The 24,151-nt window shown below is 54.9% G+C and carries 23 protein-coding genes and 2 pseudogenes; 15 read left to right on the top strand and 10 right to left on the bottom strand.

The features are described from left to right. Nucleotides 1–167: 167 nt before the first annotated feature. Nucleotides 168–377 (bottom strand): hypothetical protein, encoded by a 210-nt coding sequence (locus A6723_RS31855; protein ID WP_139093046.1) that lies wholly within the window; start codon nt 375–377, stop codon nt 168–170. 525 nt (nt 378–902) lie between these two features. On the opposite strand from A6723_RS31855, the gene A6723_RS24325 reads away from it, so the two are divergent. Together A6723_RS24325 and A6723_RS24330 are read left to right on the top strand one after the other, a co-directional pair. Further along, the gene (locus A6723_RS24325) at nt 903–1,253 is read left to right on the top strand and encodes a hypothetical protein (RefSeq protein ID WP_256235587.1); all 351 of its coding nucleotides are present in this window, start codon (nt 903–905) and stop codon (nt 1,251–1,253) included. Between the two features lie 305 nt (nt 1,254–1,558). Continuing rightward, nucleotides 1,559–2,905, top strand: coding sequence for a site-specific integrase (locus A6723_RS24330; RefSeq protein WP_054910768.1), 1,347 nt, complete (start codon nt 1,559–1,561; stop codon nt 2,903–2,905). Between the two features lie 64 nt (nt 2,906–2,969). Here the strand turns inward: A6723_RS24330 and A6723_RS24335 are convergent, their stop codons facing one another. Together A6723_RS24335 and A6723_RS24340 are read right to left on the bottom strand one after the other, a co-directional pair. Continuing rightward, the gene (locus tag A6723_RS24335) at nt 2,970–4,967 is read right to left on the bottom strand and encodes a hypothetical protein (protein WP_139093047.1); all 1,998 of its coding nucleotides are present in this window, start codon (nt 4,965–4,967) and stop codon (nt 2,970–2,972) included. 287 nt (nt 4,968–5,254) lie between these two features. After that, the gene (locus A6723_RS24340) at nt 5,255–7,207 is read right to left on the bottom strand and encodes a hypothetical protein (RefSeq protein ID WP_256235591.1); all 1,953 of its coding nucleotides are present in this window, start codon (nt 7,205–7,207) and stop codon (nt 5,255–5,257) included. Nucleotides 7,208–7,385: 178 nt separating this feature from the next. On the opposite strand from A6723_RS24340, the gene A6723_RS24345 reads away from it, so the two are divergent. Both A6723_RS24345 and A6723_RS31860 read left to right on the top strand, forming a co-directional pair. Beyond that, the gene (locus tag A6723_RS24345) at nt 7,386–7,586 is read left to right on the top strand and encodes a hypothetical protein (protein ID WP_054910771.1); all 201 of its coding nucleotides are present in this window, start codon (nt 7,386–7,388) and stop codon (nt 7,584–7,586) included. Between the two features lie 325 nt (nt 7,587–7,911). Further along, nucleotides 7,912–8,709 carry a hypothetical protein gene (locus A6723_RS31860; protein ID WP_139093048.1) on the top strand — a complete coding sequence of 266 codons (798 nt, stop codon included), beginning with the start codon at nt 7,912–7,914 and terminating at the stop codon, nt 8,707–8,709. 38 nt (nt 8,710–8,747) lie between these two features. Here A6723_RS31860 and A6723_RS31475 read toward each other — a convergent pair whose 3' ends face one another. Both A6723_RS31475 and A6723_RS24350 read right to left on the bottom strand, forming a co-directional pair. Next, complete coding sequence (locus tag A6723_RS31475) at nt 8,748–9,881, bottom strand: inovirus-type Gp2 protein (RefSeq protein ID WP_082450887.1); 1,134 nt, start codon at nt 9,879–9,881, stop codon at nt 8,748–8,750. A 152-nt stretch (nt 9,882–10,033) separates the two neighbouring features. Beyond that, entirely contained in the window at nt 10,034–10,258 is a 225-nt protein-coding gene (locus A6723_RS24350; protein WP_054910772.1) for an AlpA family transcriptional regulator, read from the bottom strand. A 343-nt stretch (nt 10,259–10,601) separates the two neighbouring features. Here A6723_RS24350 and A6723_RS24355 point away from each other — a divergent pair, with 343 nt between their 5' ends. The 5 genes from A6723_RS24355 to A6723_RS32205 all read left to right on the top strand — a co-directional run bounded on the left by A6723_RS24355 (nt 10,602) and on the right by A6723_RS32205 (nt 14,282). Then, a complete protein-coding gene (locus A6723_RS24355) occupies nt 10,602–10,931 on the top strand; it encodes a hypothetical protein (protein ID WP_054910773.1) in 330 nt (109 codons plus the stop codon). A 94-nt stretch (nt 10,932–11,025) separates the two neighbouring features. Further along, nucleotides 11,026–11,994, top strand: coding sequence for a DUF932 domain-containing protein (locus A6723_RS24360; protein WP_054910774.1), 969 nt, complete (start codon nt 11,026–11,028; stop codon nt 11,992–11,994). A gap of 94 nt (nt 11,995–12,088) precedes the next feature. Then, complete coding sequence (locus A6723_RS24365; RefSeq protein WP_065348207.1) at nt 12,089–13,093, top strand: YqaJ viral recombinase family protein; 1,005 nt, start codon at nt 12,089–12,091, stop codon at nt 13,091–13,093. Nucleotides 13,094–13,171: 78 nt separating this feature from the next. Next, entirely contained in the window at nt 13,172–14,080 is a 909-nt protein-coding gene (locus A6723_RS24370; protein WP_054910776.1) for a hypothetical protein, read from the top strand. A gap of 43 nt (nt 14,081–14,123) precedes the next feature. After that, the gene (locus tag A6723_RS32205; protein WP_175405581.1) at nt 14,124–14,282 is read left to right on the top strand and encodes a hypothetical protein; all 159 of its coding nucleotides are present in this window, start codon (nt 14,124–14,126) and stop codon (nt 14,280–14,282) included. 11 nt (nt 14,283–14,293) lie between these two features. Here the strand turns inward: A6723_RS32205 and A6723_RS24375 are convergent, their stop codons facing one another. Beyond that, complete coding sequence (locus A6723_RS24375) at nt 14,294–14,653, bottom strand: helix-turn-helix domain-containing protein (protein WP_256235597.1); 360 nt, start codon at nt 14,651–14,653, stop codon at nt 14,294–14,296. Between the two features lie 83 nt (nt 14,654–14,736). Here A6723_RS24375 and A6723_RS24380 point away from each other — a divergent pair, with 83 nt between their 5' ends. After that, entirely contained in the window at nt 14,737–15,327 is a 591-nt protein-coding gene (locus tag A6723_RS24380) for a hypothetical protein (protein WP_054910777.1), read from the top strand. Between the two features lie 97 nt (nt 15,328–15,424). After that, on the top strand, nt 15,425–15,769 hold the full coding sequence (locus tag A6723_RS24385) for a hypothetical protein (protein WP_054910778.1): 345 nt from the start codon (nt 15,425–15,427) through the stop codon (nt 15,767–15,769). A 116-nt stretch (nt 15,770–15,885) separates the two neighbouring features. Here the strand turns inward: A6723_RS24385 and A6723_RS32720 are convergent, their stop codons facing one another. Further along, a complete protein-coding gene (locus A6723_RS32720; RefSeq protein WP_054910779.1) occupies nt 15,886–16,308 on the bottom strand; it encodes a hypothetical protein in 423 nt (140 codons plus the stop codon). 13 nt (nt 16,309–16,321) lie between these two features. Then, a pseudogene (locus A6723_RS24395) lies at nt 16,322–16,628 on the bottom strand (transposase); the annotation flags it as partial. A 446-nt stretch (nt 16,629–17,074) separates the two neighbouring features. On the opposite strand from A6723_RS24395, the gene A6723_RS24400 reads away from it, so the two are divergent. The 4 genes from A6723_RS24400 (at nt 17,075) to A6723_RS24415 (ending at nt 23,410) form a co-directional block, all read left to right on the top strand. Beyond that, entirely contained in the window at nt 17,075–18,079 is a 1,005-nt protein-coding gene (locus A6723_RS24400; RefSeq protein WP_054910780.1) for a YafY family protein, read from the top strand. A 108-nt stretch (nt 18,080–18,187) separates the two neighbouring features. Next, nucleotides 18,188–18,457 carry a hypothetical protein gene (locus tag A6723_RS24405; RefSeq protein ID WP_054910781.1) on the top strand — a complete coding sequence of 90 codons (270 nt, stop codon included), beginning with the start codon at nt 18,188–18,190 and terminating at the stop codon, nt 18,455–18,457. A 19-nt stretch (nt 18,458–18,476) separates the two neighbouring features. Further along, nucleotides 18,477–21,707 (top strand): DUF726 domain-containing protein, encoded by a 3,231-nt coding sequence (locus A6723_RS24410; protein WP_054910782.1) that lies wholly within the window; start codon nt 18,477–18,479, stop codon nt 21,705–21,707. Continuing rightward, nucleotides 21,707–23,410, top strand: a complete 1,704-nt coding sequence (locus A6723_RS24415; protein WP_054910783.1) for a LeoA/HP0731 family dynamin-like GTPase — start codon at nt 21,707–21,709, stop codon at nt 23,408–23,410. The genes A6723_RS24410 and A6723_RS24415 overlap by 1 nt, the downstream gene beginning before the upstream one ends. 50 nt (nt 23,411–23,460) lie before the next feature. Here the strand turns inward: A6723_RS24415 and A6723_RS24420 are convergent. Further along, nucleotides 23,461–23,885: pseudogene (locus A6723_RS24420) on the bottom strand (hypothetical protein); the annotation flags it as partial. A gap of 17 nt (nt 23,886–23,902) precedes the next feature. Beyond that, nucleotides 23,903–24,151: transposase domain-containing protein (locus tag A6723_RS24425; protein WP_139093049.1), on the bottom strand; the 249-nt coding region annotated here is incomplete at its 5' end.

The raw sequence follows: 24,151 nt of genomic DNA on the forward strand, positions 1-24,151 counted from the left end.
AAATTTCTTTTCTACTCAATCGCTTGGGCTTCCGAGAAGTCAAACCTCTCATCAGCGGGAGGCGCATTCTACAGCGATCAAACTCACTGTCAAGCACCTCGGCGACCTTCTTTTCAGCTCGCTGCCGGAGCAGCTAATGAAGAGCGGCAAGTGAATCACCCGCCTGATCACCACTCCCAACCTAGAATCTCTGTAAGTACTTGATTTTCAAGTTCTTTCAGCGCTTCGTCGCTGGGAGTGGTGCGCATTATAGGGAGTTTAAATTGGCCGTCAACGACTTTTTTGCAGAAAGATGACAAAGGGAGACTCCCCTCTTCTATATAGAAGCGATACCTTCCTGCAACTGTATCCCAACCAGGCGCATCGGCAGCAGCCACACAGCAGCTTCGTGCCGCTTACATAAAGAAGGCGCCGCCAAACCTCCACATTTGCGCACGTCCCGGATTCCTACGCGCTTTGCAGGTTGCCGCCCCCGGAAAGCCCTCTGCCATCCTCCGCCCGTTACGGTCAATCCCGTGGCCAGGTTTAGCGACTTGAGAGACGGTGCGATTGCGCTGAAGGCGCATGCGGGAAACAGCGACTATTTCCTGTAGGCCCTTTCACGCCTGTAGTATTCACTACTGGCTCTATGGCGGATCGCATGGGGAGACCCTCGGGTCTGCCGGCCCCATCTCCCGGCTCGCTAACCCTGCGCGGTCCGCCACCCTTCGAATAGCGACGACGTGTGGCGACTCCCCAACCTCGTAGATGGAGCATCGCCATGCAAGACGCCTACAAGCCTGTCGTTTTTCAACGCCACACCTATCAACTGCGCGCCGTCCCGATCGACCACCAACCCTGGTTTGTCGACCACGACTTCGCAGACCTGATCAACACCAGCCCCCTACCGCCCGCCAAAGCGCATGGACCCGGAGCAGAAACGCGCCGTCATCCTGGAATACCACAGCGACTTCCGCGAAGAAGTGGAATTCATCAGCAAATCCGGCACCTACAAAGCCCTCTACCGCTTCTGGCACCCCGAACACCGCAACATCGCCAAATGGCTCAGCGACGAAGTCCTCCCTACCCTCCACGACTCCCAGCACATCCCCGATAGCAACCCTCAGCGAGCCTTCATGACCCGGGCCGACCAACGCATCGGCGTCATCAAGTGGCAAGGGGAAATCTGGATAGCGCGACGAGACCTACCAACCTTCCTGGCGGTGCAGGATGATTGGCCACTGAGGGACGCGCCGAGCCGGCGGTCGATATAGGAAGTTTTTGAGGGAAGAGAGATGCAAAAAGGCCGGTTCATTGCTGAACCGGCCTTTTCAAATTTGGTCGGGACGGAGTTATTCGAACACTCTACCCCTTGCACCCCATGCAGGTAAAAACCTTTCCAACGGAATCTAAGCCAGTTCGATACAAAAAGCTTAACCCATTGAAATGACTGGCATACAGAAGTTTTCCCGTCCAAAATTGTCCGAAGCCATGCGACGAAAGCCGATCTCAATTGGCAACGAATTGGCAACCAGACAATCTCAATTGGCAACCAATTGGCAACGGGAAAACTGACCAGATGGCCAAGATCACAGACCGCCAGATGACGGCTAAACCAGGTACGAGCGACAAGTGGCTGAGCGAGGTCGCCATCTGGGGGCACGGCAGCCTGGTAGCCCGTATCACTCCAAGCGGTGAACGCCTCTTCTATTTCCGCTATACCAACAACAGCAGTGAGCGCATCACCTTCCCCATTGGCACCTACAGTCGCGATGGCAGCGAAGGCACAATGACACTCGCTGAAGCAGGTCAGCGGGCTAAAGAGCTTGCCGGGCTTCACAAGTCAGGCGTCAGAGATATAAAGGAACATCTAGAGGCCGCGGAAGCCTCTCGTGTGGCGGCCCGCGATGCTGAGCTTGCACGGGCCGCCGCAGAGAAAACTGAATTGGAGGCGGCCCTAGCCCGACAAGCCGCCAGAAAAACCGTCCAGCATCTGTTCGACCACTGGGCCAAGGTCGACCTGATCAACCGCAAGGACGGCGGCGCAGAAGTCCGCCGCATGTTGGAGAAAGATGTTCTGCCTTTCCTCGGCAAAATGGCCGTCGAAGATGTGAAAAAAGGTCACATCACCGAGGTAACGGACGCCCTGCTCGCTCGTGGCGTCAATCGGATGGCGAAGATGATCTTCAGCCTGATGCGCCAGATGTTCCGATTCGCCGTAGACCGGGATCTAATTGACCACGATCCGACTGCGAGCATTCGCAAAGCCAAAATTGGCGGCAAGGACGTCGAGCGAGATCGCGTCTTGAGCGAGGAAGAAATCCGCGCATTAGCAAGGCTCACTCCTCAAGCCGGCCTACTCCCCTCGTCAGAAGCTGCAATTTGGATTGCTTTGTCTACCTGCTGCCGCATCGGCGAGCTGCTGAATGCCCGATGGGAGAACGTCGACCTCATCAAAGGCAACTGGCACATACCCGCAGAGCAAAGCAAAAACGGCAAGGCCCACAACGTAACCCTCTCACCATTCGCAATTCAGCAATTCAAGGCCGTCATGGCATTCAGCTCTGCCAGCGAATGGTGCTATCCCAACACTCAAAATAGCGGCCCTGTCTGCTCAAAGACGGTGACCAAGCAGCTTGGCGATAGGCAGCGTCTGCCAGATCAAGGGATTCTGAGCAACAGAAGCGCCAATGCTCAGGCTCTACTCCTCCCTGGAGGAAAGTGGACGCCACATGATCTTAGGCGCACTGGTGCCACGATCATGACGGCCCTTGGTGTCCTTCCAGAAGTCGCTGAGCGCTGCCTTAACCACACCGAGGAAAACAAGGTTAAGCGCACCTACCAGCGACATAGCTACGCCAAAGAAATGGCGGAAGCGTGGCAGACTCTAGGCCAGCACCTAGAACAAATAACTCTCAGTACGTAGCTTCATGTCGGCTCTCAAAGATCTCCCGGCGTCGCCAGACCGCAACAATATGACAATGCGTCGTTCAGTAGGGCTCGAGGCTGGCGAGTCCATCACTCCATCCGTCCCAAGAGGTCACCCCCTTGGCCAAGTCGATCATCTGCTCGATATCCACTCCGCGGGCCATTGCCTCCACCACCTGCTGATCGAGCCAGTGTGAGTTGAGGTTTTTGAGGCGATTGCGGAGAACGCCAGCAAGGTAAGCTCGCCTCACCTGAAGCGAACCTTGCAACGTCACTAGCATTTTTGACAATGCCGGGATCTGGCTGTCAGCTTCGGGATCAAAATCAGGACTGTTCATCAGGGCCTCTAGGCCTTGCATGAACCGTGCAGCACCGTAGCGGCTGGTCAGGGTACGGATTCGCCCCTCACCATATTCAGTGAGGTAGTTGGGGCTGATGAAGTCATTGTAAGCAAGGACAGTAACCTCATTTGCCGCAGCCGGAGAAATACGCTCCGCAACCCTCGCAGTAAGCTTCATCAGCGCCAACTGCAAGTACGCTAGGTCGTTTCCATCCAGATCAGTAATTACAGCCCCAAGCTGCCTCAAGGGATCATCAAGCACTTCGGGGAGACCATTGCCGGCAAGGCGCTGTTGCAAGGTGGGCCGGAGTGGCACTTCCCATTTACCCAGCACAGCCTCAACAACTGCTCTCGCATTTGGCTGGAGAGCACGGAGCTTTTCCTTTATTTCCGGGACAAAGCGATACCAGGGAATTTCGACTTCGAAGCCATCGAAAGGAGAGAACTTGCTCTCTTCGGATGCAGTTTTTATGAGGTAGTTCGTCACTGATGCAGCGTCCACTAGCTGAAGACACTCAGGCCTTAGAATCCAGTAGAAGTCGTCAGTCGATAAAGACGATTCAAACAAGTCGCACAGCTCCCGGGCGTGCGAGTCCAACTCCTCATCTTCCATGAAGTTCCTGCAACCTTGAAGAAAGGTGTTTCGAAGGGCGCCAGGTGGCAAGGCTCTGAAGAGGCGATCACCGAAAATCGCTTCCCAGGGAGAAGAGCCACCCCAGCTACCGACGTGGTCCGTCCACCCGGAAAATAGGAAGTCGAATACAGGCTCCGCAATGCGGGGAAGACCCAACACGCTCTCAGCAGGCCCACCTGCGGGCATATCCTGCGCAATAGCCAGTACCCCACTATGGTCGTGGTTAGTCAGGGCGATAAGCAATCGAATTTCCGGACGACTCAAGCTAATGCCCTTCAGCTCCGTAGGCAAAAATTCAAGGAACTCCGGTCGGCCTGCCTCAGCAGAGATCGCAGAAACTGTCGACTCAAGGAGCTGATGATCCTTGTAGCGCTGACACAGAACAGAAATGGCCGATCTCGCCTGCTGGATATCCCCGATTGTCATCGCCGCGCAATAAAGCACAGACAGCACCGGCGTATCGTCTGCGTGAATGGAGGCGACCAGCTTTTCCAGGGCCTTGACCTGAGGATTTGTACGATCACGGTAAAAATTGAAGAGGCGCGCACACAGCTCAAGAGAAGCATGGAGCTTCGAATCAGACGCTTCTAGCGCAATAGATGCCTTGGACTGGATTGATCTCATAGCTGAAGTTTCGTGAGCTAGTTGAAGCGACTGAAACCAACAGCCGGCGATCAAAAATTCACGGAGTCTGGACCATCCTTCGAGCTTCAAAATAGCTTGAAGAAGCTGGGCGAGCTTTTCCGCCCGGATATCTGCAGTCTCATCTGATCTGAAGCGCTTCGCTATAAAAGCCCACAGGTGTAGGGCTAGCCCCCACGGAGTTGCTTGCTCGATCTCAGTTCCCAGATCCCGATAGAAGTCATTCTGACCGGCGTAGTAAAGACTGTAGGCAAGCTTCTCCCTTCGATTCATGTCAATTAGATCAAGCGATTGATAGACCTCCGCAGCCTCACAGAAACGATCACTGATCAGTAAGCGATCGGCCTCTGCCTCAACTCCGGTGCCGTGCACTTCTCCACCGGTGTTACGCGCGACAATAAGGTCCGGAAGTGACAGAAGCGAAGGTGCAGAACGTTGAGTCATGCTGACTGTGCCCAAGGTTGAAATTCAAAATACAGCTTAACGGTTTCGCTACTTGTAAGGTGTAGCCGGTGGGACGATCGAGAGAGGCACCCCCTTGACGGCCGAGGTTAAACCCAAAACCCAAAGCGGGCGTTGTGACCGCTCGCAGTCCGAGTCTCGACGCCTGTACTAAGGAGTATCCCCGAGTGTTGTTGGCTAATGCCCGCACAGGAGACCACGTCCAATACCTATACTTATCAGGTAAACGAGGCACCGGAGGTCATCGAGGATGACACGATAAATAGTTCTCAATGCCTGGACTGCATGACACAGTTGATCCAATCGGGATGCGTGCTGGGGAAGAAGATCTTTCCGGAGCAGCGAGTTATCGCTGTATAAAGCAGCGCTAGCTTTCGCGACATTTCGCGTTTGCCGCGCAAGTCTTCGAAGTAATAAAGATCTTCGGAAATGGCTACCCTAGGTAGCTCAAAGTTCTTTGCGGAGGCTACCGTTACGATCAAGTGCCGGTTTGGAACGCCCCCTCCGAGTTCGTCTAGATCGGCTCCGTTGTAAAGGCCAGAAACCCCAAACTTGGTCCCGACCTTTTCCAACCATTCCTCGACTCGCAGGAAGGCGTGATTCCAAACCATTCCGGTGCGCAATTCACCCCAAGATCGATAGCCTGCAAGCTTCGTGTGTTGCGGAGTTGCTAGCCCGGTGTAAAGGCTGAGGCAGTCCTCCATGAAGGTCCCGAGATCCACGCTGCGAGCTACCGCGGCTCCTGCGCCCAGGTATCGATTGCGGATCAGCCAATCGAACACGCCCCACTCATCTGCTACCAAAATTGCCGAGGGTTCCGGCGGAAACTGCTCTGCTGGATACTCAGCGGTCAGCGTTTCCTTCTCGACATTGCCAATAAAAGGCTCGACCCGGGCGTCAGGGTAAGTGTCGATCAGTGGATTCAGGTAATCAGCAATCTGTGGACCCGCCCGCAGCGACAGCGTCATCTCTCGATGGCGAATTTTGGCGGCATGAGAAACGTAGCGGCCTTGGAGGTTCTGAAACTGATCGCCCAAGGTGATTACTACTTGCGGGGAGCGGTCGAGAATTTCAATCAAAGGACTGATCAGATCATGTCCCTCGTCGATGATCACTACCTGGCATGAAGCTGGGATGTGGAGCCCCATCAGGGCAATCTGCTTCAATCGGTGCCAACCGGTGACCGGGATGGCCAGATCCTGGCGCTCGAGATCGATCATTGCTGACCAGAGCTGATTGGCAAGTGCAACCAGCAGCTGCTGCTGTGCTGGAGAGAGGGACGCCAGTAGAGGGAGGGGCAAGTGCCGCGCGCTAATGTCCGTGTCACTGGAAAGACAGAATTTGTTTATCGCTGGACGCAACGCACGAACAATCTGCTGACCACTCATGTTGCCCAGAGAAGAGATGTTCAGTCGCTCCGCCACGCTTTCATCAGAGAAGCGCCGGTTAGCGGCCGCCTTGATTTTCTCCTCCAGCAGGCGATTGCCACGAGATAGCATTAGGATGGCCAGCTTGAAGAAGGTCAGTGCCCGGATCTTCTGCTGCGAGAATTGGTTAATGACCGGCCACAGCTTGCTCTCTACGTCTGCCAAGAAGAGGCACTTTTTATCGTGCAGGATGCTGCCGATTTCCTTCAGAACGAAGGTCTTGCCCGAGCCGGCATAGGCCTGGGTCTCGATGGAGTCGTCCGGGTTAGCACGGATGGTTTCGATCAGTCGGTGCTGCGGATCACTCAAATGAATGACCTTTCCATCAGATCGAATGTGATCGTGCTTGGTCGCACGAGAGGGCCGGCCATAGGCTCTGGCGAAATCGAAATTCCATGAGCCGTCGCTGTGGGCATATTGGCGTAGTGTCACCGCATCCTGATCGATAAGGCCAATACCCACGGTGGGCGCAATCAGCAAGCCGGCTGCGAATGCATCCCGGCTGTACGACTTGGCTAGTACCGATGCCAGGAGATCGCTAGGGTGTGCGAGCAGTCTGGCAAAAATACGCTCCATCTCCAGCGGTGATTCAGGCCGCTTCATCAGTTTTGGCAGTTGGAGCAGGTAGATAATCGCCGCCATTTCATAGCGGCACGGCTGTTCCGAGTCGAGCGGCACTCCGCAGACCAAGGCTTTACCGAACTCTTCACTGAGGGGCAGGTACCAGAGGGGTTGCATCATCACTGGGGCAAGGAAATATTCAACGATTAGCCTTAGTACAAGACGACGCAGCAAGGGTCAACCAATCGTGCACCAATCGGCGCGATACTGAGAGGCAGGCAACGGCCATAGCACAACGGGACTGGGTTGGCAAAAGGGACATAAAAAGGCGCACCGGGCTAGGCCACAGTGGCTTGATGAATCATGGCCAACTGCCAGACTAAAAGTCTCCACCCTAAGCCAAGGAGTCAGCATGTCCCAGTTTGATCTGTCCACCGTTAAGAAAGTCCGCAACGGTTCCAGCAACGACCTCGAAAGCGTGAACGCTCATCTCGCAGACGGCTGGGTGCTCGTTTCTACCGCAGATGGCAGGGACGAATCGGGCTATCCTCTTTCCGTTTATACCCTCGGCTGGACCAAGGACGAGGAACCGAAGCCGGTCTACGAGTATTAAGTCATCCTTTTGCAAAGAAGCCCGCCAGGTGCGGGCTTTTGCGTAGACGTGCCTCCGCCAGGCCAGGTGATCCGAGACGCACTGGCGCCGCATAATGCCCGCACTAGAAATATCACTAGAGATAGTAGAGTTCTGCTTTAGTCACGCCAAAAAAACAAAGTAAAACACGTAAGAAATGCCTAATACCAAGCATGCGCTCTGCCAGCGTATAAAACATCGAAATTAGAGCTCAGATAACTCAACCTATGGACATACAAAAAACCAACTTACACAAGTAAAAATCCAATGCTAGACTCGCCTCAACTCACCGAGCAAGAAAATACCAATGAACATACAACCCAATAAAAGCCACATAAGTGGAAAATACTTGAAAATATCAGGTGACAATATTACCCTTAAAATACCAATAAAGCCCTCATTGGAAAAAACTGAACTAGAAACCATTTTGGATCATGAAAAATCCCAAGGGCTGATTGACAAACGAAGAGAGCCACACACCTTAGAGTCCGCAAAATTCCTCAGCAAACTTACCCAAGAAGCTGCTATTGATAGCTCAATCCAACTAGTACTAAAACGCTTCTTTATAATATCTAGAAACCTTACAGAAAGAGAAATATCACGAATATTTATAATATTCTTAGGTGAACTATCAGACCCCGAACAGAAAACAGCTAGAAAATTAAAAAAACACTTAAAACTAAGTGAAAACAACGCAACAAATTTCATACACATCATAAACGCCGGAGCGGCCATCTGCCAGTCACTCAAACTTCTGCTAAGTCCTCCTCCCTCGAACAACTTTTTTGATCCGGTGCTTCATCTAGCTGTATGCATGCTCTACTGGGGAGACCAGAGGCCATATCGTGAAGACAAAAAAACTCGAACCGAAACATCCTCCCTCGGTGGATTGGCTCGCTACGAAACTTACTATAAGCCCATAAAGGATAAGCTTACCGAGCAACTCCAGGACTTACCGTTAACAGAACCGCATACCGCATCAGCGGCCGTAGAATTAGTCTTGCCAAAAATCCAGATGAGCCACGAGGATAAAAAAAGAATTATGCACGCAGGGTCAAAAAGACTTTTAATAAAATGGACAAAAGAGATCCGATCAGAAAAATAACTTCCCCTTGGCACAACCGATCAACGCTGGAGTCACCTTTAACATTCATCCGTTACCTTGGACGACCTCCTTGGCCTGCCAATTTTTTTCTTTCCACCTTTAGGAAGTACTCCCTTTCCAAAAATCCGCCTATCATCTGGAAAAAACACTGAAATAACTCTATCTAGCTTTGTCAAATAAACTGCAGCATGTTTGAACCCCTGAATCGCAGAGGCATCGTCATGAGACACCATACCGATGCAGCAATGTTTGTAAGAACTTTTGTTTCTATTGCAATTAAAACTTACCCCCTCGCCGCCAGTTACAGTTTTATTCCAAAAATCACATATGTTTTTAGCTATAGTCACATCCTGCCTAACTTGGGATCCATTGAAAAATAGCATTACATGAAAATGATAGCCCTTCTCAATCCCGTACTCAATTTTCCAGATGTACCCAACCATAGCAAGCGCTTCCAATCGCTGCAGACTCCTAAAGAATTTTTCACGATGCGAAGTTAAAACACCCGCAACATAGCGAAGTCTCGTTGCCCTATCCTTTTTAGCGGTTTCAAGCGACTCGATGAAGCTTCTTCTATATCCCAGATCAACTCTAACAACCAACAGCCGGGAGTACACACAAAACAGCCCTCTTATGTATTCCCTAAAGCTTCTCAAATTTTTATTTGATGATCGCACGTGGTTAGAAATCCGAGATTTAAATTTTTTACTCAGAATCACATTACGCACCATATTTGAAAACCCCTTCAACTCCTCCAAACAACAAATCAGATCAGACCCTCGAGCGGTATATGGATTTCGAAGTCGAAACAACTTCGAGCATTCCAGAAACACAACCACATAAGGACACAATTTGAACACCTCTAATGATCGCTCGATCTCACCAAAGTCGACCAAACTCGCAGAAACAACCAGCTCCGCCTTTTTACTTAAAAACCTCTTTTCACGACGATCAAAAACGCCACTATGAAATATCTCTCCTCTCTGAGTTTCTAGAACACTGACCGCGGCCATTATCCTCTTTGTAGTTTTGTATAGTAGTCTATCGGGCCAGCAAACGCTGACCTCCTCTCCATATTCATCACAGATGATATCAATCTCCCTTTCTTTATAAGCACCATCCACATCATCATCGCAAATATCCCAACACCACACATCATCATACAAGTCCATACAGCACCACCCAATATCACAACAGCATCAAATAAAACCCAATAACATATAAACCAAAAATAAGAGAACCTTTAAAATCATAAATAACTCAGAGAACAAACGAAATTTCGGAAAAAATTCAGAATGAACCCCAGCAAAAGTTAGTTACAAATTCAAACAACCATACCGCCTTCCTGACTCTTCTTCACCATCAGCTCAATCCACTCGTTCAGGCTTGATTCCAACCACCCAACAGCAGACTTCCCAATCTTAATTGGCCGAGGGAACTTCTCGTCGTAACGAGGAGATAATGGATTCATGCGATCATAGATCGTCGAGCGAGATAGGCCTATTAGCGCAGAGACCTGCTTCAACCGAAGAATTTTATATTTTTCCATACCAAACTCTTTTCGCTTATTCGCTTACCAAGCGAACTCTAGAACCATCGTCTGTGGCCGCAAAGCGATTCTGCTTCGGGGGACTTTTACAGCTCGCCTCGCGTGTGCATGTGCGTGCGTTCGGGATGGCGAGCAGGAGGAGTTAGTTCTCTGGGTGTCTAGTTAGTTCTCTCGGCAGATTTCCACTGTATGAAATAGGGTAATCCAGCAGCGAGAGCCTATAAGGAATAAAAATCAGAACGAAATGGAATAAAAATCCCAGTTGACCGGAAACAAAACAGACTCAAAAAAACTCCAGCCCTACATCATTGCCATGACATTCCGGCCCTAAAGGTATTCGTCCATGTCATTGCAGTGCCCTCGCTGTAGCTCGACCCAGATTGACTCTCTCCGCCCTGCCACGAAGATCGGCGCCATTTTTGGTGCTATCGGTGGCGTCGCCCGGGGTACCTCCTCCGTGCTCTCGAGCAGCCAAAACGGCACTACGGTTAGCGCTGCTGCCGGCCCTGTTGGAATGACTCTCGGCTTGCTCTCCGGCGCCATCCTCGGCGGATTGACTGGAGGCGTCGGCGGCTGCGCCCTTGGCGCTCAACTCGGCGAACAGCTGGATCGCCATGTGCTCGCCAACAACCGCTGCCTGAATTGCGACTATCGCTTCAACCTGCCGACCTGATCGGCCTCCCCCTTCCCTTCTCCCATCCATCTTTTCGCCGGTGCTGCGCTTCGCGCAGCGCTCTATGCCGGCTATTGCTCAAAGGAAACTCACCATGGCTCACCTCGTAGAACGTATGGCGTATGTCGGCGAAGCCCCGTGGCACGGTCTGGGTAGCCGGCTGTCTCCGCAACAACCCCTGGAGGTCTGGCAACGCGAAGCTGGGATGGATTGGCAGATTCAAGAAAGCCCAGTCCACTTCAAAGCGGACGCGGTCGGCCACCTCGGCAGCATCCATTCTTTCCCCGAGCAGAAGGTGCTCTACCGCTCCGACACTAAGGCACCGCTCTCGGTGGTCTCCCAGCGCTACCAAGTGGTACAGCCGCGGGACGTCTTGGAGTTCTACCGCGACCTCACCCAAGTCTCCGGCTACGAGTTGGAAACCGCCGGTGTGCTCAAGGGCGGTCGCAAGTTCTGGGCACTGGCACGCACTGGGCAAAACACCTTGCTGAAGGGCAACGACCTGGTCAACGGCTACCTGCTGYTGGCCACCTCYTGCGACGGCACCCTGGCCACYACRGCGACGCCRACCACCGTGCGGGTGGTATGCAACAACACCCTGACCATCGCYGTCGATGGCGCTACTCGGGCCATCAAGGTGCCACACAGCACCCGCTTCGATGCGCAGGTGGTGAAAAAGCAACTGGGCATCGCCGTCTCGCAATGGGACGAGTTCATGTACCGCATGCGTCATCTCGCCGAGCGCAAAGTGCAGTGGCACGAAGCCATGGGTTATTTCATGCAAGTGCTCTGCGACGCCCAGCCCAACAATCCGTTACCGGATGCCCTGCCGAACGAGCGTGCGCTGCGTCGGGTGCAAAGCCTGTACGAAGGCCGCGGTCGTGGTTCGCAGTTGGAGGCTGCCAACGGCACCGCTTGGGGTCTGCTCAATGCCGTCACCGAGTACGTAGACCACGAGCGACGCGCACGCAGCAATGAATACCGTATGGACTCGGCCTGGTTCGGCCAAGGGGCGGTGATCAAGCAACGCGCCCTAGAAGCAGCCCTGCAGTTGGTGGCCTGACAGTAGTTCCCTCTTCTCGTTATCCCTCTTCGCCCCTCCCCCCCGTGCCCGACCGGTTCTGCGGTCGGGCATTTATATGCCTGGAGAAAACCTCATGCCCCATGCTCATTCCACGCCCAACAGAACACGACAGCGCCCTGCCCTGCGTCTGGTAGGTACCAAGGACCTGTCCCGCGACGACTGGCTGGCCGTACGCAAGCACGGGATCGGCAGCTCTGACGCCGCGGCTGCAGTCGGTCTCAACCCCTACAAGTCGCAGTTGGAGCTGTGGCTGGAAAAGACCGGCCGCGATGCCGGACTGCCCAAGAGCGATCCTCACGACGAAGAAAGCCCGACCTACTGGGGCAACATCCTCGAACCCATTGTCGCCAACCACTATGCGCGCCGATCCGGCAACCGGGTGCGGCGAATCAACGCCGTGCTCCAGCATCCGGATCCGAAATTGGACTGGATGCAGGCCAACATCGACCGCGAGGTGATCGGCGCCAACGGCGTACAGATCCTTGAGTGCAAGACCGCCGGCATCAACGGCGCACGCCTCTGGAAAGAAGGTGTACCGGTGTACGTGCAACTGCAGGTCATGCACCAGTTGGCGGTCACCGGCAAGCAGRCRGCYGACGTAGCCGTGYTGCTCGGTGGYCAGCACCTGGAGATCCATCGCATCGAACGCGACGAGGAGCTCATTGGTCGGTTGATCGAGCTAGAGCGCGACTTCTGGGGCTACGTGAAACGCGATACGCCACCGCCGMCGGATGGYTCCGACTCGGCGGAGCARGCCCTGCGCTGCCTSTACCCKGAGGACCAGGGTCACACCCTGGAYTTTACCCAGGATCCGCTGTTGTCAGCCGCCTTTGATGAACTGCAGGTAGTACGCGCCGACCTGGAGGTGCAGAACAAGCGCGAAGCCGAGCTGAAGCAACAGTTGCAGCAGGCCATGGGCGGAGCCAGCCGGGCCCTATTCGCCAACGGCGCGGCGTCCTGGCGCAAGGCTAAGGACAGCGTAGTGCTCGATGTGCCCCTACTGCTCAAGGAAAAGCCCTACCTGCTGACGCGCTACCCCACCACCAAGGTCGGCAGCCGACGCTTCCTGATTACCTGAATTCGATTCCCCCCTTGATCACCCCGGCGTCTCCCCTGGCCGGGGTGGACTATTTTATTCATCYACTGGAGAACCACCATGCTCAAAGGCTTGGCCATTACCCCGCCGGTGCTCGGAMGGATTTCCATCGGCAAGGTCGTCGAGAAGAACGGCAAACGACTGCCGGAGAAGGACGACCAATTCACCCTCACCTCGCAGGTGCAGTTGCGCGATGGCTGGTTGCCCCATCCCCTGGACGAGGAACTGCGTAAAGCGCAGGGCGGCAAGATCCGAAGTATTCCGATCCGCCTGCTGTTCAACGCGCCGGAGCTGAACTTCCGCGCCGAGTACTGCCTGTTCGATCGACAATCCGGGCGGCCGCTGTGTGTCGGCAATGGCGAGACCTGCAAGCGTCGCAGCCAGGACGGTATCGCCTCGCTGCCCTGCCCTTCGCCGGATGGCTGTCCGTTGGCCAAAGGCGGTGCCTGCAAGCCCTACGGTCGCCTCAACGTCGCCATCGGCGATGAGGATCCACTGGGCAGCTTCGTGTTCCGCACTACCGGCTTCAACAGCATCCGAACCCTCACGGCCCGGTTGCAGTACCTGCAGGCGATTTCCGGMAACCGCCTGGCGTGCCTGCCACTGGAGCTACGCCTGCGCGGCAAGTCCACCCGACAAAGCCACGGCTCGCCGATCTTCTACGTCGACATCACTGTGCGCAGTGGCCTGTCGATGGAGGAAGCACTGCTGCAGGCCCGGGAACTCGATGAAACACGTCAGGCCTCAGGCTTCGACCAGGCGGCCCTGGATGCCACCGCACGGCAGGGATTTGCCAATGGCACCTTCGAAGACAGCGATGAGGAAACGGCGGTGATCACCGAGGAGTTCTTCCCGGAGTCGCCCCCTTTGGTGGCTCCAGTAGCGGAACTACCCGCCGCGTCGAAACCCACCCTCTCAACGCTGCTGAAAGCCCGCACCAACGCCCGAACCCAAAACGCCGCAGAGTGACATCCGTGGCGTCACCCATTAAACCTGAAAGGAGGATCGCACCATGTACCTGGTGCGTTTGATTGGTTCGCTATTCGTCTTTGTCGGCGTTCTGGCCAGCTGTGCGGTTGCCATCGCAGTGCTGTTTCTGATGCTGCGCTTCTGGCCGCTACTTTTGGTGTTCGTGCTGGTGTGGGTAGTGGTCAGCGGGCGAGTGAACTAGCGATCTACGTCTCAAAGATCCAAGTCGAGCAACGCGTCTAGAGCTTGCAGCAGCTGTGCCCGGCGCGAAGCGTCTAATCGATGAAATTTAATCAAAAGCTCAGCCTCCTCTTCATCTACGCAATAGAAGTAGGCAGCTGGGGTGTTGAGCACCACTCCCAAGCGCTCAACGAAATCTGGTGTAGGGATGCGCTTCCCTAGCTCGTAGCGATTCATGCGTGTGCTAGCGGACATTGCATCCAAACCAGCCTCCAGACCGAGGCGCTCCTGCGAAAGCCCAACGCGCATACGCGCCTGCTTGATTCGAAGCCCCAGGACCGACATCCACACCATCTCGCTGCAAAAACAGCATCGTGCATGTTGGTACTTCACCAAATACTACCGTTTTGGTAGTGTCTCGTTACCTTCCAAAGGAAAGCCCCCTGCTTCCCGCCAGCTCACAAGGAAATGGTCATATGCCAAAGAAGCTATTAATAGTCTCGCTGCTTAGCCTAACTACCGGCGCTTATGCCGCAGCTGCAGCAGCATGGCAGGCTCCGGAGGTAGAGGAGTGCCCGCAAAGCCAGCAAAACAAGTTCTGGCTCGACTGCTCGACACCAGACATCCCCGCGAGACTTCCTTACAAGATGGACAATGGCCAAATCCATGTCCTTGAAACTCGTGAAGTGGTCTTCTGCAAACAAGGTGTCTGCGAATATCAAGGGCAAAACCCCAGCGGCCTTTATTACTCTACCGGTGAATATGCCGGTCAGATAAAGCAACAAGACAAGACGCCGATAGTTTTAGTGCGCGGATATTATCTAGGAAACGCCAAAGACGGTCGCATTGTTGCCTATTTGAAAGGAACCGGCCCCGAGAATGGCGGTGAGATGGCAGCCGCCTTGAAGGTTGCGGACTCGCCTGATGAACAAGACGATCCAGAGGTTTCTGCCTGTGTAGACAAATGGGCTGCTGCCTTCCGGAAACAGAACGGCCAGGAAGCTCCCATCATGTACGACGCACTTGAAGAGTGGGCCCACCGTTGCAAGAAAGGGAAAGAACCATAAACAAAGCTCGATGACAGGGATGTAGTGTCCCTGTCATCGCTTTCTTTTTTTGTCACTTTTCGAACCCAGCCCCTCAAAATCATCAAGGCGGTACTCTATGGACATTAACGTCTACAACATAAATGAAATCTCGAACGAAAAAATTATTGAAAAAATCAAAAAGAAAGAAAGCTTCACTCTGGCAAATATTGAATCAATAAAATTCCACTCAACCGTCGAAACCCTAGAGCGACTGATTGAATCCCAGGACCTCAGGTGTCGCATATATACATTCGGTCGCATTGCCGCTGCAGGCGCATCGGTTGCCGGGGGGGTAACAGGCCTCCTGGGAGCCCTATCAGGCATCGCAATAGCCGCCCACAACATCGCCACATGGAATCCCGACTACGAAATTGCCAAGAACCTCTTCGCGTCGAGCATCCATGTTACCTATAAGAAATAGCGCCAAATCTGAGGATCTCAGCTCACTGCTGTCGACAATGGTTCGTTCTTAACAAACGAACCATGGTCCGCTTCCGGTCGAGGATTGAACCGGCGAACGCAGCACTCTGAACTTACCTAATCAACGTTACGGAACTGCCGTGTCATCTGCTGCAGGTCCTCACCTAACTGCACAAGATCCAGCGTAGCTCCATCCACTCTGCGAGTGGTTTTCACAGTCGACTCGGCCATTTCACGAACGCGCTCGGTAGCGCCACACGCGGCTTGCGAGGCGAGCGCGCCATCCTCAACCACGCTGCGCCGCAGGCTTTCGAGGGTTTCGGTAACACCACCGCTGTGGGTATGCCAGGCCTCGAAGTTATCCGGATTGGGCAGCAGGTCGTAGGCGAACCTCAGAGTGCGCAGGGCGAGCAGCATCCGAATCAGCTCAGCGACGCTATTGGCCTGGGTCACCGTATCCACCCGCGAGACGTTAGCCGGGGTGTCGATGTCTTCGGCGACGTCGAAGACGGTGGGCGTAGTAGCAAAACCGCGCCACATAGAAAGCTGATCAGACCACTTCCACCGACGCCTACTCACTCGACTGGTCTATAAGCGCGTACGATTGAGTTCGTCCGATATCAAGAGAGCGGTAGCCTTTTTTAGGATCGCTTTCTCCCGTTCCAGCCGGTTGATCCGAGCCTCCAGCTCCTGGAGCTTCTGCTCTTCGGGATAACGCCATGGTGCTCGTCTTGGAGTTGTTTCACCCAACGGCGCAAGGCCAATTCCACGACGCCCAACGAACGGCAAGCCTCGATATGGCTGTAGCCCTGATCCAGCATCAGGGCTGCCGCCTCTCGCTTGAACTCGGTGGAAAACATACGTCATTGCTTGCTCATCAGACACCTCTTTGACAGCGAAGATTTTCGCCTTAATCGGTGTCCGGGATCACTAGATCACTACATATTGGCCTGCGGCATACCCGACTGTCAGAGGATGCCCATCCGCAAACAACGCCTCCTCTATGCCTCAAGCGCAGGTGCTAAGCACCTTGACGAGATACCTTACGGCCTTGATACCGTGGCGCCGAACCGAGCCGAGGCGGACTGCCCGAGCCTCGTCCACATTACCAGCGACAGAATTTGACGCCTCCACCAGGTACGATCTCTTCCATCCGCCCCGATTCGCGCCTAACGGCTGCACCGCTCGGTCGAGAAGAGTCGCTGCATATCAGGACCATATCAAAATGCCATCTATTTGGAGTAAATTCGCTACATAAGTGATGCTAACAAACCTCACTCCAGTTAAAGATGACAAGGAAGTAGTTATGTCCGAAGCCAAGGACACCCTCCTCAGGCAACAGACCCTATTGCGCCTGATCCCCGAATTCCCGCGCTACATTTCCTCCCAGACGCTGCTCGAAAAGCTGCACGACCGTGGCTACAGGGTGGAGCTCCGCACTGTACAGCGCGATCTGAACCGGCTTTCCGCCCCCTTCTCGCTGACCAGCAACAAGAAGGGTGGGCGCAATGAATGGAGCTACACGAAAGGCACACCGCTAGACCTGCGCGACATGGACCCCTCTACCGCGCTGGCCCTCTACTTAGCGGAGAGCCACCTACGCAGCTTGCTGCCACAGAGCGTGCTGGACCTGCTAATGCCGCAGTTCAACAAGGCGCGTAACTATCTCGGCAACCTCGGCCAGAACGATCTGGCCCACTGGGCCCGACGCGTTCGCACACACCCCAACGGCAAGGCCCTGCAGCCAGCCCAGGTCGACGCCGACGCCTGGCGGGCAGTCTCCAGTGCACTGCTGGCGGCCCGCCAGTTGAATATCGACTACCTCAGCCGCAGCAAGGGCGAGGTCAAGACGCTGCTGGTCCACCCCGCCGGCCTAGTCTCTCGGCAGTCCATTGGCTACCTGATCGGCACCGTCGATGGCTACGACGACCTGCGCCAGTTCGCCCTGCATCGCATCCGCCATGCAGATTGCCTCGACACCGAGGCCCGCGAACACCCCGACTTCGAGATCGACCATTACATCCGCCAGCACCTCAATGCCGACGCCCCTATCGAACAGGTGGAGCTGATCGCCGACGTGTCACCGCCAATCGCCTGGCTACTTAGCGAAACCCCTCTGAGCGCGCAGCAAAGCCTAGAAGCCCTAGACGGCAGCGACTGGAAACGCCTGCGCGCTACGGTGCCGGACGATCAGGAGACGCTTTGGTGGGTATTCGGGCTTGGAGAAAACGTGCGGGTGCATGAGCCAGAGTCGTGGATTCAGACGGTTCGGCAAAAAGCTGCCAGGCTGGAAGCGCTGTACGCACAGTGAACCAGGCGAACGGTGAATGAATCAGTCGTGCATCACAACAACTCGACTCGGCAGCCCCAGAACGAACCCTCTTGCAAAAAACACAATCAAGGTACCGACAGATAAATCATGGCCATTGTGGTTGGCATCGTCATATTTCTCATCGCGCTAGGCGCCCTTGTAAGCCTCATCGAACGAGGAGCCGCATCACGGTTACTGCGTCCTTACATTGGCCTCTTGCTGATCGCGGCACTGATCGCCGGTCTGGGCATAGTCGTGGGTGTTCTGTTCAGCGATCTACAGGGCTTCTTACTAATCGTAGCCAAGATAATTGCCGTTTTCGCCTGTGCGGGCTTGTGCCTGCAGCTGATCGCCATGGTCGCCAAGCGCTGGCTATAGCCTCGGATAAGGAGATTCCATGCACCAACCATTCAGTTTCCAGGCTTCGCCGGGGACCAGCCATAACGCGACAGAAGCCAATATCTTCATTCACGGCTACAGCGCTGGGCATAGCGACGAGGACAAAAAGCTCCTACTCGAAAAAATTCCTGACCAACTTAGGAACTTCACTAACATATTCGCGTTTTGGCCCTCGAATCACTACCTACATTTCGACAAGTCTTCGCTTTGGACGCTTGGCACTGCGGGACTGACGTTGGCATCAGGGAGCCCTACTGCTTATTGGAGCCTTGCGAGTTCTTTCGCCAAGGACCGAAGGAGCAACTTTACTGACGCCCGCTCACGGGCGGAAAGAATGGGGGCAGTGCTACTTGAGCAATTGAGCGAGTACCTGCGCCGCGACCACCCACAGGTTGAAACTATCAACCTGATCGGCCACTCGCTCGGAGGTCGGGTGGTCATCAGCAGCCTGAGAACCTTCACAAAGAGGCAGCAGCTAGCGATTAACGATGTGCTGCTGATGGCCGCCGCAGTCGAAGTAACAGCCGTCGAAGCGCAGCAAATGCGCGGGCTGCTCCAGGGCCGCCTAATCAATGCCTATTCCAAGGCAGACAAGACCCTGCTGTTGAACTGGGGGGAAACCTGCCTAGGGCGTAACGAGGTCGAGCATTTCGACAGCATTGAGATGAACGGCTTTGGCCACACTGATTACTGGGAGCGACTACCCGAGGTGTTGGCCGAAACAGGCTTCAAAGCGTCCAAACCCAGCTCGCCAGAGCCTGCTCAAGCCCCCACTGACGTATTCACGCCAACACCACCGCCCGAAAGAACCGTCGAAGAACAAGACATGACACTCGAACTGAACAGCCCAGGCGATGTTTACCAGAGAATCAGTGACGAACTGGCACGCATCATAGGCAAACTGCGCCACCCCGTCGCCGACGAAGCCCTGGACAAGGCGCAAAAGGAAGCACACACGCTACTCGCTGAGCACCAAGCAGCGCTAAGCAAACAGCTTGCCGATTTGAAACGGAATGCTGAGTGGAACACGTTCACCATTGCCTTCTACGGAGAAACCGGCGCGGGCAAGTCAACCCTCATCGAAACCTTGCGCATTCTGCTCCAGGAGCCCGACAAGCTGGCCAGCCAGCAAGCGTTCCGCGAACTCCGCGACAAGCACGGTCTGAGTGAAGAGAATCGGCAGCGGCTGCAACAGGCCATCTCACAAACTGAAACTCGACTCGGCGAACTGGCGCAGCAGTTGAGTGCCACGCTGCAACGATACGAACAACCACTCAGGGACGCCCATGCCGCCCTCGACCAGGCCAATGCCCGATCCGGCGAGTTGGCGCACTCACTGGGTAGAACGCTCCAGCAGCACGAGCAACTGCACCATGACGCTATTGAGGCCGTATCCCGCCTGCAAACCCTCCTCGCCGAGCGCATTTGCACCGCTTCTCTCTGGCAGAAGCTGTTGAATCTGTTCAGAAAAATGCCGGAAGAGATCGAACTGAATCAGGCCACTGCCAAGCTGTCAGCGGCCACTGCGACACGCGACAGTGCCTCCGCGACCCTGGACGCCGAACAACAGCGGGCCGAGCAGGAGCGGCTTGTCCTGGAGCGGCAGTTGGGCGAAATCGTGATGGCACGGGACAGCGCCAATGCAGCGCTTGTCGCGCAACAGGCAGAGATGACGCAACAACAGCAACTCCTGGCTCAACAGCGTCTGGAAAATGAAAGTCAGCTGGCACAACTGCTGGCTGAACTGGAGAGGCAGGCTGACGGTGGAATCATCGGCGACGGCAGAGCCGACTTCACCCGTCAAACACAGCGTTATGACCTTGAGCTGAACGGCTACCCCTTCGCCCTGTTGGACGTGCCCGGTATCGAAGGTAAGGAAGGCCTGGTACTCAGCGAGATTGAACGTGCCGTCCAGACCGCACACGCGGTGTTCTATGTCACCAATCAGCCCGCGCCGCCGCAAACCGGCGATGAACAGCGTCAAGGCACGCTGGAGAAGATCAAGCAACATCTGGGAGCGCAAACCGAGGTGTGGACAATCTTCAACAAGAAGATCAACAACCCCAAGCACTCGCTGGCTGGCCGACCGCTCACCTCGGATGACGAGAACACCAGCCTCGCCGGGCTGAACGAAAAAATGCGCGAGCAGCTTGGCAACCATTACCGCGATGTTTTCCCGCTCTCCGCACGGCCTGCATTCCTGGTATCGACCGATCACTTCGTCCCGGACTCGAAGAACGCCAAGGATCGTAGCAAGAGCCTCGCGGACTTCAGCTCCAACGAATTGCTGGAAAAGTCCGGAATACGTGAATTTCTAAAGCAGCTGGGCGAGCAGTTGATCCACGATGGAAAAGCCAAGATCACTCGGGCCAACTTCAACAAGGCCAAGGAGACGCTAAACCAGGCCAGCACCACCCTCGTGGGTGTTCAACGAAACTTTGCCGAGCTATCGGAAAAACTCCACCAGGACGGAGACAGCGCCAAGAGCCAGTTGAACAGTAGCTTCAAAGCCCTGAAACAGCGTCTGGAGTCCTGCGGAGAAACGCTGATCGACGATTTCGCCAGCAAAGTACGTAAGCAGATGTATACGCTTATCGAGAGCGATATCAGCAACGACGAGTTCAAGGATGCCCTCCAGAGCAAAATTGACAGCCAGCAAAAACAACTGAGCAAACAGCTCCCAGAAGCCATGGGTAAAGAAATCGAGCGCTTTCAGAAGGATGTAGAAGACATTCTGAATCGCTTCGAAAAGCAGGCCCGTGAGCTGAACGCTATTTACGCCAAGCTCAACAGCACCCAGTTGAACGGAAAATTCAACTTCAAACTTGATCTTGATAATGGCATCAAGGTGGGAAGCCTCCTCCTGACGATAGGCGGCGCCATTGCCGCAGTTCTTGGAACGGGCGGCTGGATCCTAGCGATAGGCTTGGCAGGGTTGGTTTTTTCTTTTGCGAAAGCCGTGTGGAGCTTCTTCGACTCGGATTACAAGAAGTCTCAACAGAAAAAATCTGTCGATGAAAACTTGCGCAGCATCACCGATCAGTTACGCAAATCGCTACGCGATGCTCTGAAAGGTACCTTGCCCGAGATGCAGCAGAAATTCAGCCAGCTCGAACAGGCCATCGAAGCCCCCTCCAAACAGACTGTCGCACTGGTAAAGACGTTGAGCCAGTCGACCAGTCAGTTGAATGCCCTCTCCCGCCAAATTGAAATCGCAGGAAATCTGTAATGGAAAACACCCTCGACACCTTCAAGGCCCAGCAGGCGCGCGCACTGGATCTGCTCGGAAAGCTGCAACGTTTCCTCGGACAGGGAGTGGAGGCTGGCGTTTCCATTGACCCGGTCCTGAGCGGCAAGCTGCAAAATGCCATCGACAGCGTAGCTGGAGAAAAACTCAAGGTCGCCCTGATTGGCGGCTTCTCCGAAGGCAAGACCTCGATCGCGGCGGCGTGGATGGAGAGGCTGGACAAATCCAGCATGAAGATCAGCCACCAGGAATCCTCCAACGAGGTGAAAGTCTACGAAGTCGGCGAAGACTTCGTGCTAATCGACACCCCCGGGCTGTTCGGTTTCAAGGAGCAGGAAAATGCCGAAACTCACACCATCGAGAAATACAAGGACATCACCAAGAAGTACGTGAGCGAAGCTCATCTGGTGCTTTATGTGATGAACTCGACCAACCCCATCAAGGAAAGCCACAAGGAAGACCTCACCTGGCTGTTCCGCACCCTGGACCTGTTGCCGCGTACCGTTTTTGTCCTCAGTCGCTTCGACGAAGTTGCCGACGTCGAGGACGAGCAGGACTACCAGGCCAACCTGCAGGTGAAGCAAAACAACGTGACAGGTCGCCTTCGCGAACTGGTCGGACTGAACGATCAGGAAGCGGCGGAGCTGTCCATCGTCGCCGTGGCGGCCAACCCCTTCGATCTGGGGGTAGATCACTGGCTGGCCAATCTCGAACAGTTCAAGGCGCTGTCGCACATCGCCACGCTGCAATCGGCCACCACTGGAAAAATCCGGCAAAACGGTGGCAGCGCCGCGCTGGCCAACGAAATGCGTGCCAGCGTGATCCGTGACGTGCTCAACCACCAGTTGCCGGTCGCCATCGAAAACGACCAGAAGGTTTCCCAGGAAGTCGGAAAGCTCGACGAGCTCAATGCTCGTCTGACCAAACAGCTGGCGGCGACCGGGCAGCAAATCGAAGACGCACGCATCAACCTGCGCGAGTTCGCCACACGCTATTTCTCCGATCTGATTCTTCAGGCCAAGGGTTGCAGCCTGGAAACCTTCGGAGACTTCTTCGAACGAGAGGTCGGTGCTGAAGGCATTATCCTGGCCACGCGCCTCCAGAATGAATTCAGCCGCCAGACCCAGTCGATCACGCTCGAGGTCGAAAAGATGCAGGTCGGCTTCGACAACGAGGTCAACCACTTCAACACCACTGTCTCGGCGCTGGGCAAGCAGGGCATCAACCACCTGCTCAAAGGCAACCTGATCAACAACACCACGGTACTGGCCGCACGCGATGGCATCACTACGATTGCCAAGACGGTAGGCATGGATATTGGCAAGTATCTGAAGTTCAAACCCTGGGGCGCAGTGAAGTTCGCCAAAGGCGCCAACGGGGCATTGGCCGCTCTCGGCGTGGCCCTCGAAGCCTGGGATAGCTGGGAGCAGTACAAGCGCGAAGAGGCATTCAAAAAGGCTATTGCAGAAATGGTCGACAACTTCGAACAGCAGCGTCAGGACTTTCTCAACCTCGTGAACTCCGAGCGCTTCAAGGAAGAGTTCTTCCCCGACTACCTGCTGCTCAATAGCCGCCGACAAGAACTGCAAAGCAGTCTGGATGAAGGCCGCGGACGTCAGCAGCGCTTCCAGGCATGGCGAGCCGAAGCAGAAAGCATCGACGCAGAATTCAGGACACTGGACTGAATCCGTTCAGGCGCCCGCTGCATGACGCAACGGGCGCCTGACGTGCAAGGCTAATTCACCACCGGATAACAGGCATCCCCCATAGGGTGTCCGGGCTATCCATCATCGACTCAATAATCAGAGGCACCAGCTTGCCCAGCAGGTTCGTGCAGTCGCGCAACTGCTCGCGGTTGACCGAACCGCCCCAGGTCGCGCCACCGTGGATGAGCTGGTTGCGCAGGGTGTAGAGGCCGCCGAGCAACGCCGACGTGTTGCCGCTGGCGAAGCGGGCTTTCCAGGTGCTTTCGTCAATCTTGCCGCTCTGGTGATCCCAGAAGCTCTGGAACACGTACTGGTTATCCAGCAGCACGCGGATGCTGCTGGAAAATTCCTGCCAGATCAGCGCATCGATGCGCTTTTTCTCGTCCAGCAAGCAGAGTTTTTCCAGAAAGGCCTTGAAGGTCTCCTGCTCCGAAAGACGCTGACGTTCGTCGATCTGTAAGCGAACGGGCATTACAGGTTGCGTAACGGCAGCCAGTTATGCGGCAACAACTCGGCGATCTCACTGGCGCGCTGCGTCGGCAGCCGCATCAGCACATCCTTGAGATAAGCATACGGATCATGCCCGTTAAGCTTGGCCGAKTGGATCAAACTCATCAGCGCAGCCGCGCGTTGTCCGCTGCGTAACGACCCTGCAAAGAGCCAGTTCTTGCGTCCGAGCGCCCATGGCCGGATTAGCTGCTYGATGTGGTTGTTATCAAT

It is taken from the genome of Pseudomonas sp. AU11447, assembly GCF_001672555.2.
In the GTDB taxonomy this organism is placed as follows: Bacteria; Pseudomonadota; Gammaproteobacteria; order Pseudomonadales; family Pseudomonadaceae; genus Pseudomonas; species Pseudomonas nitroreducens.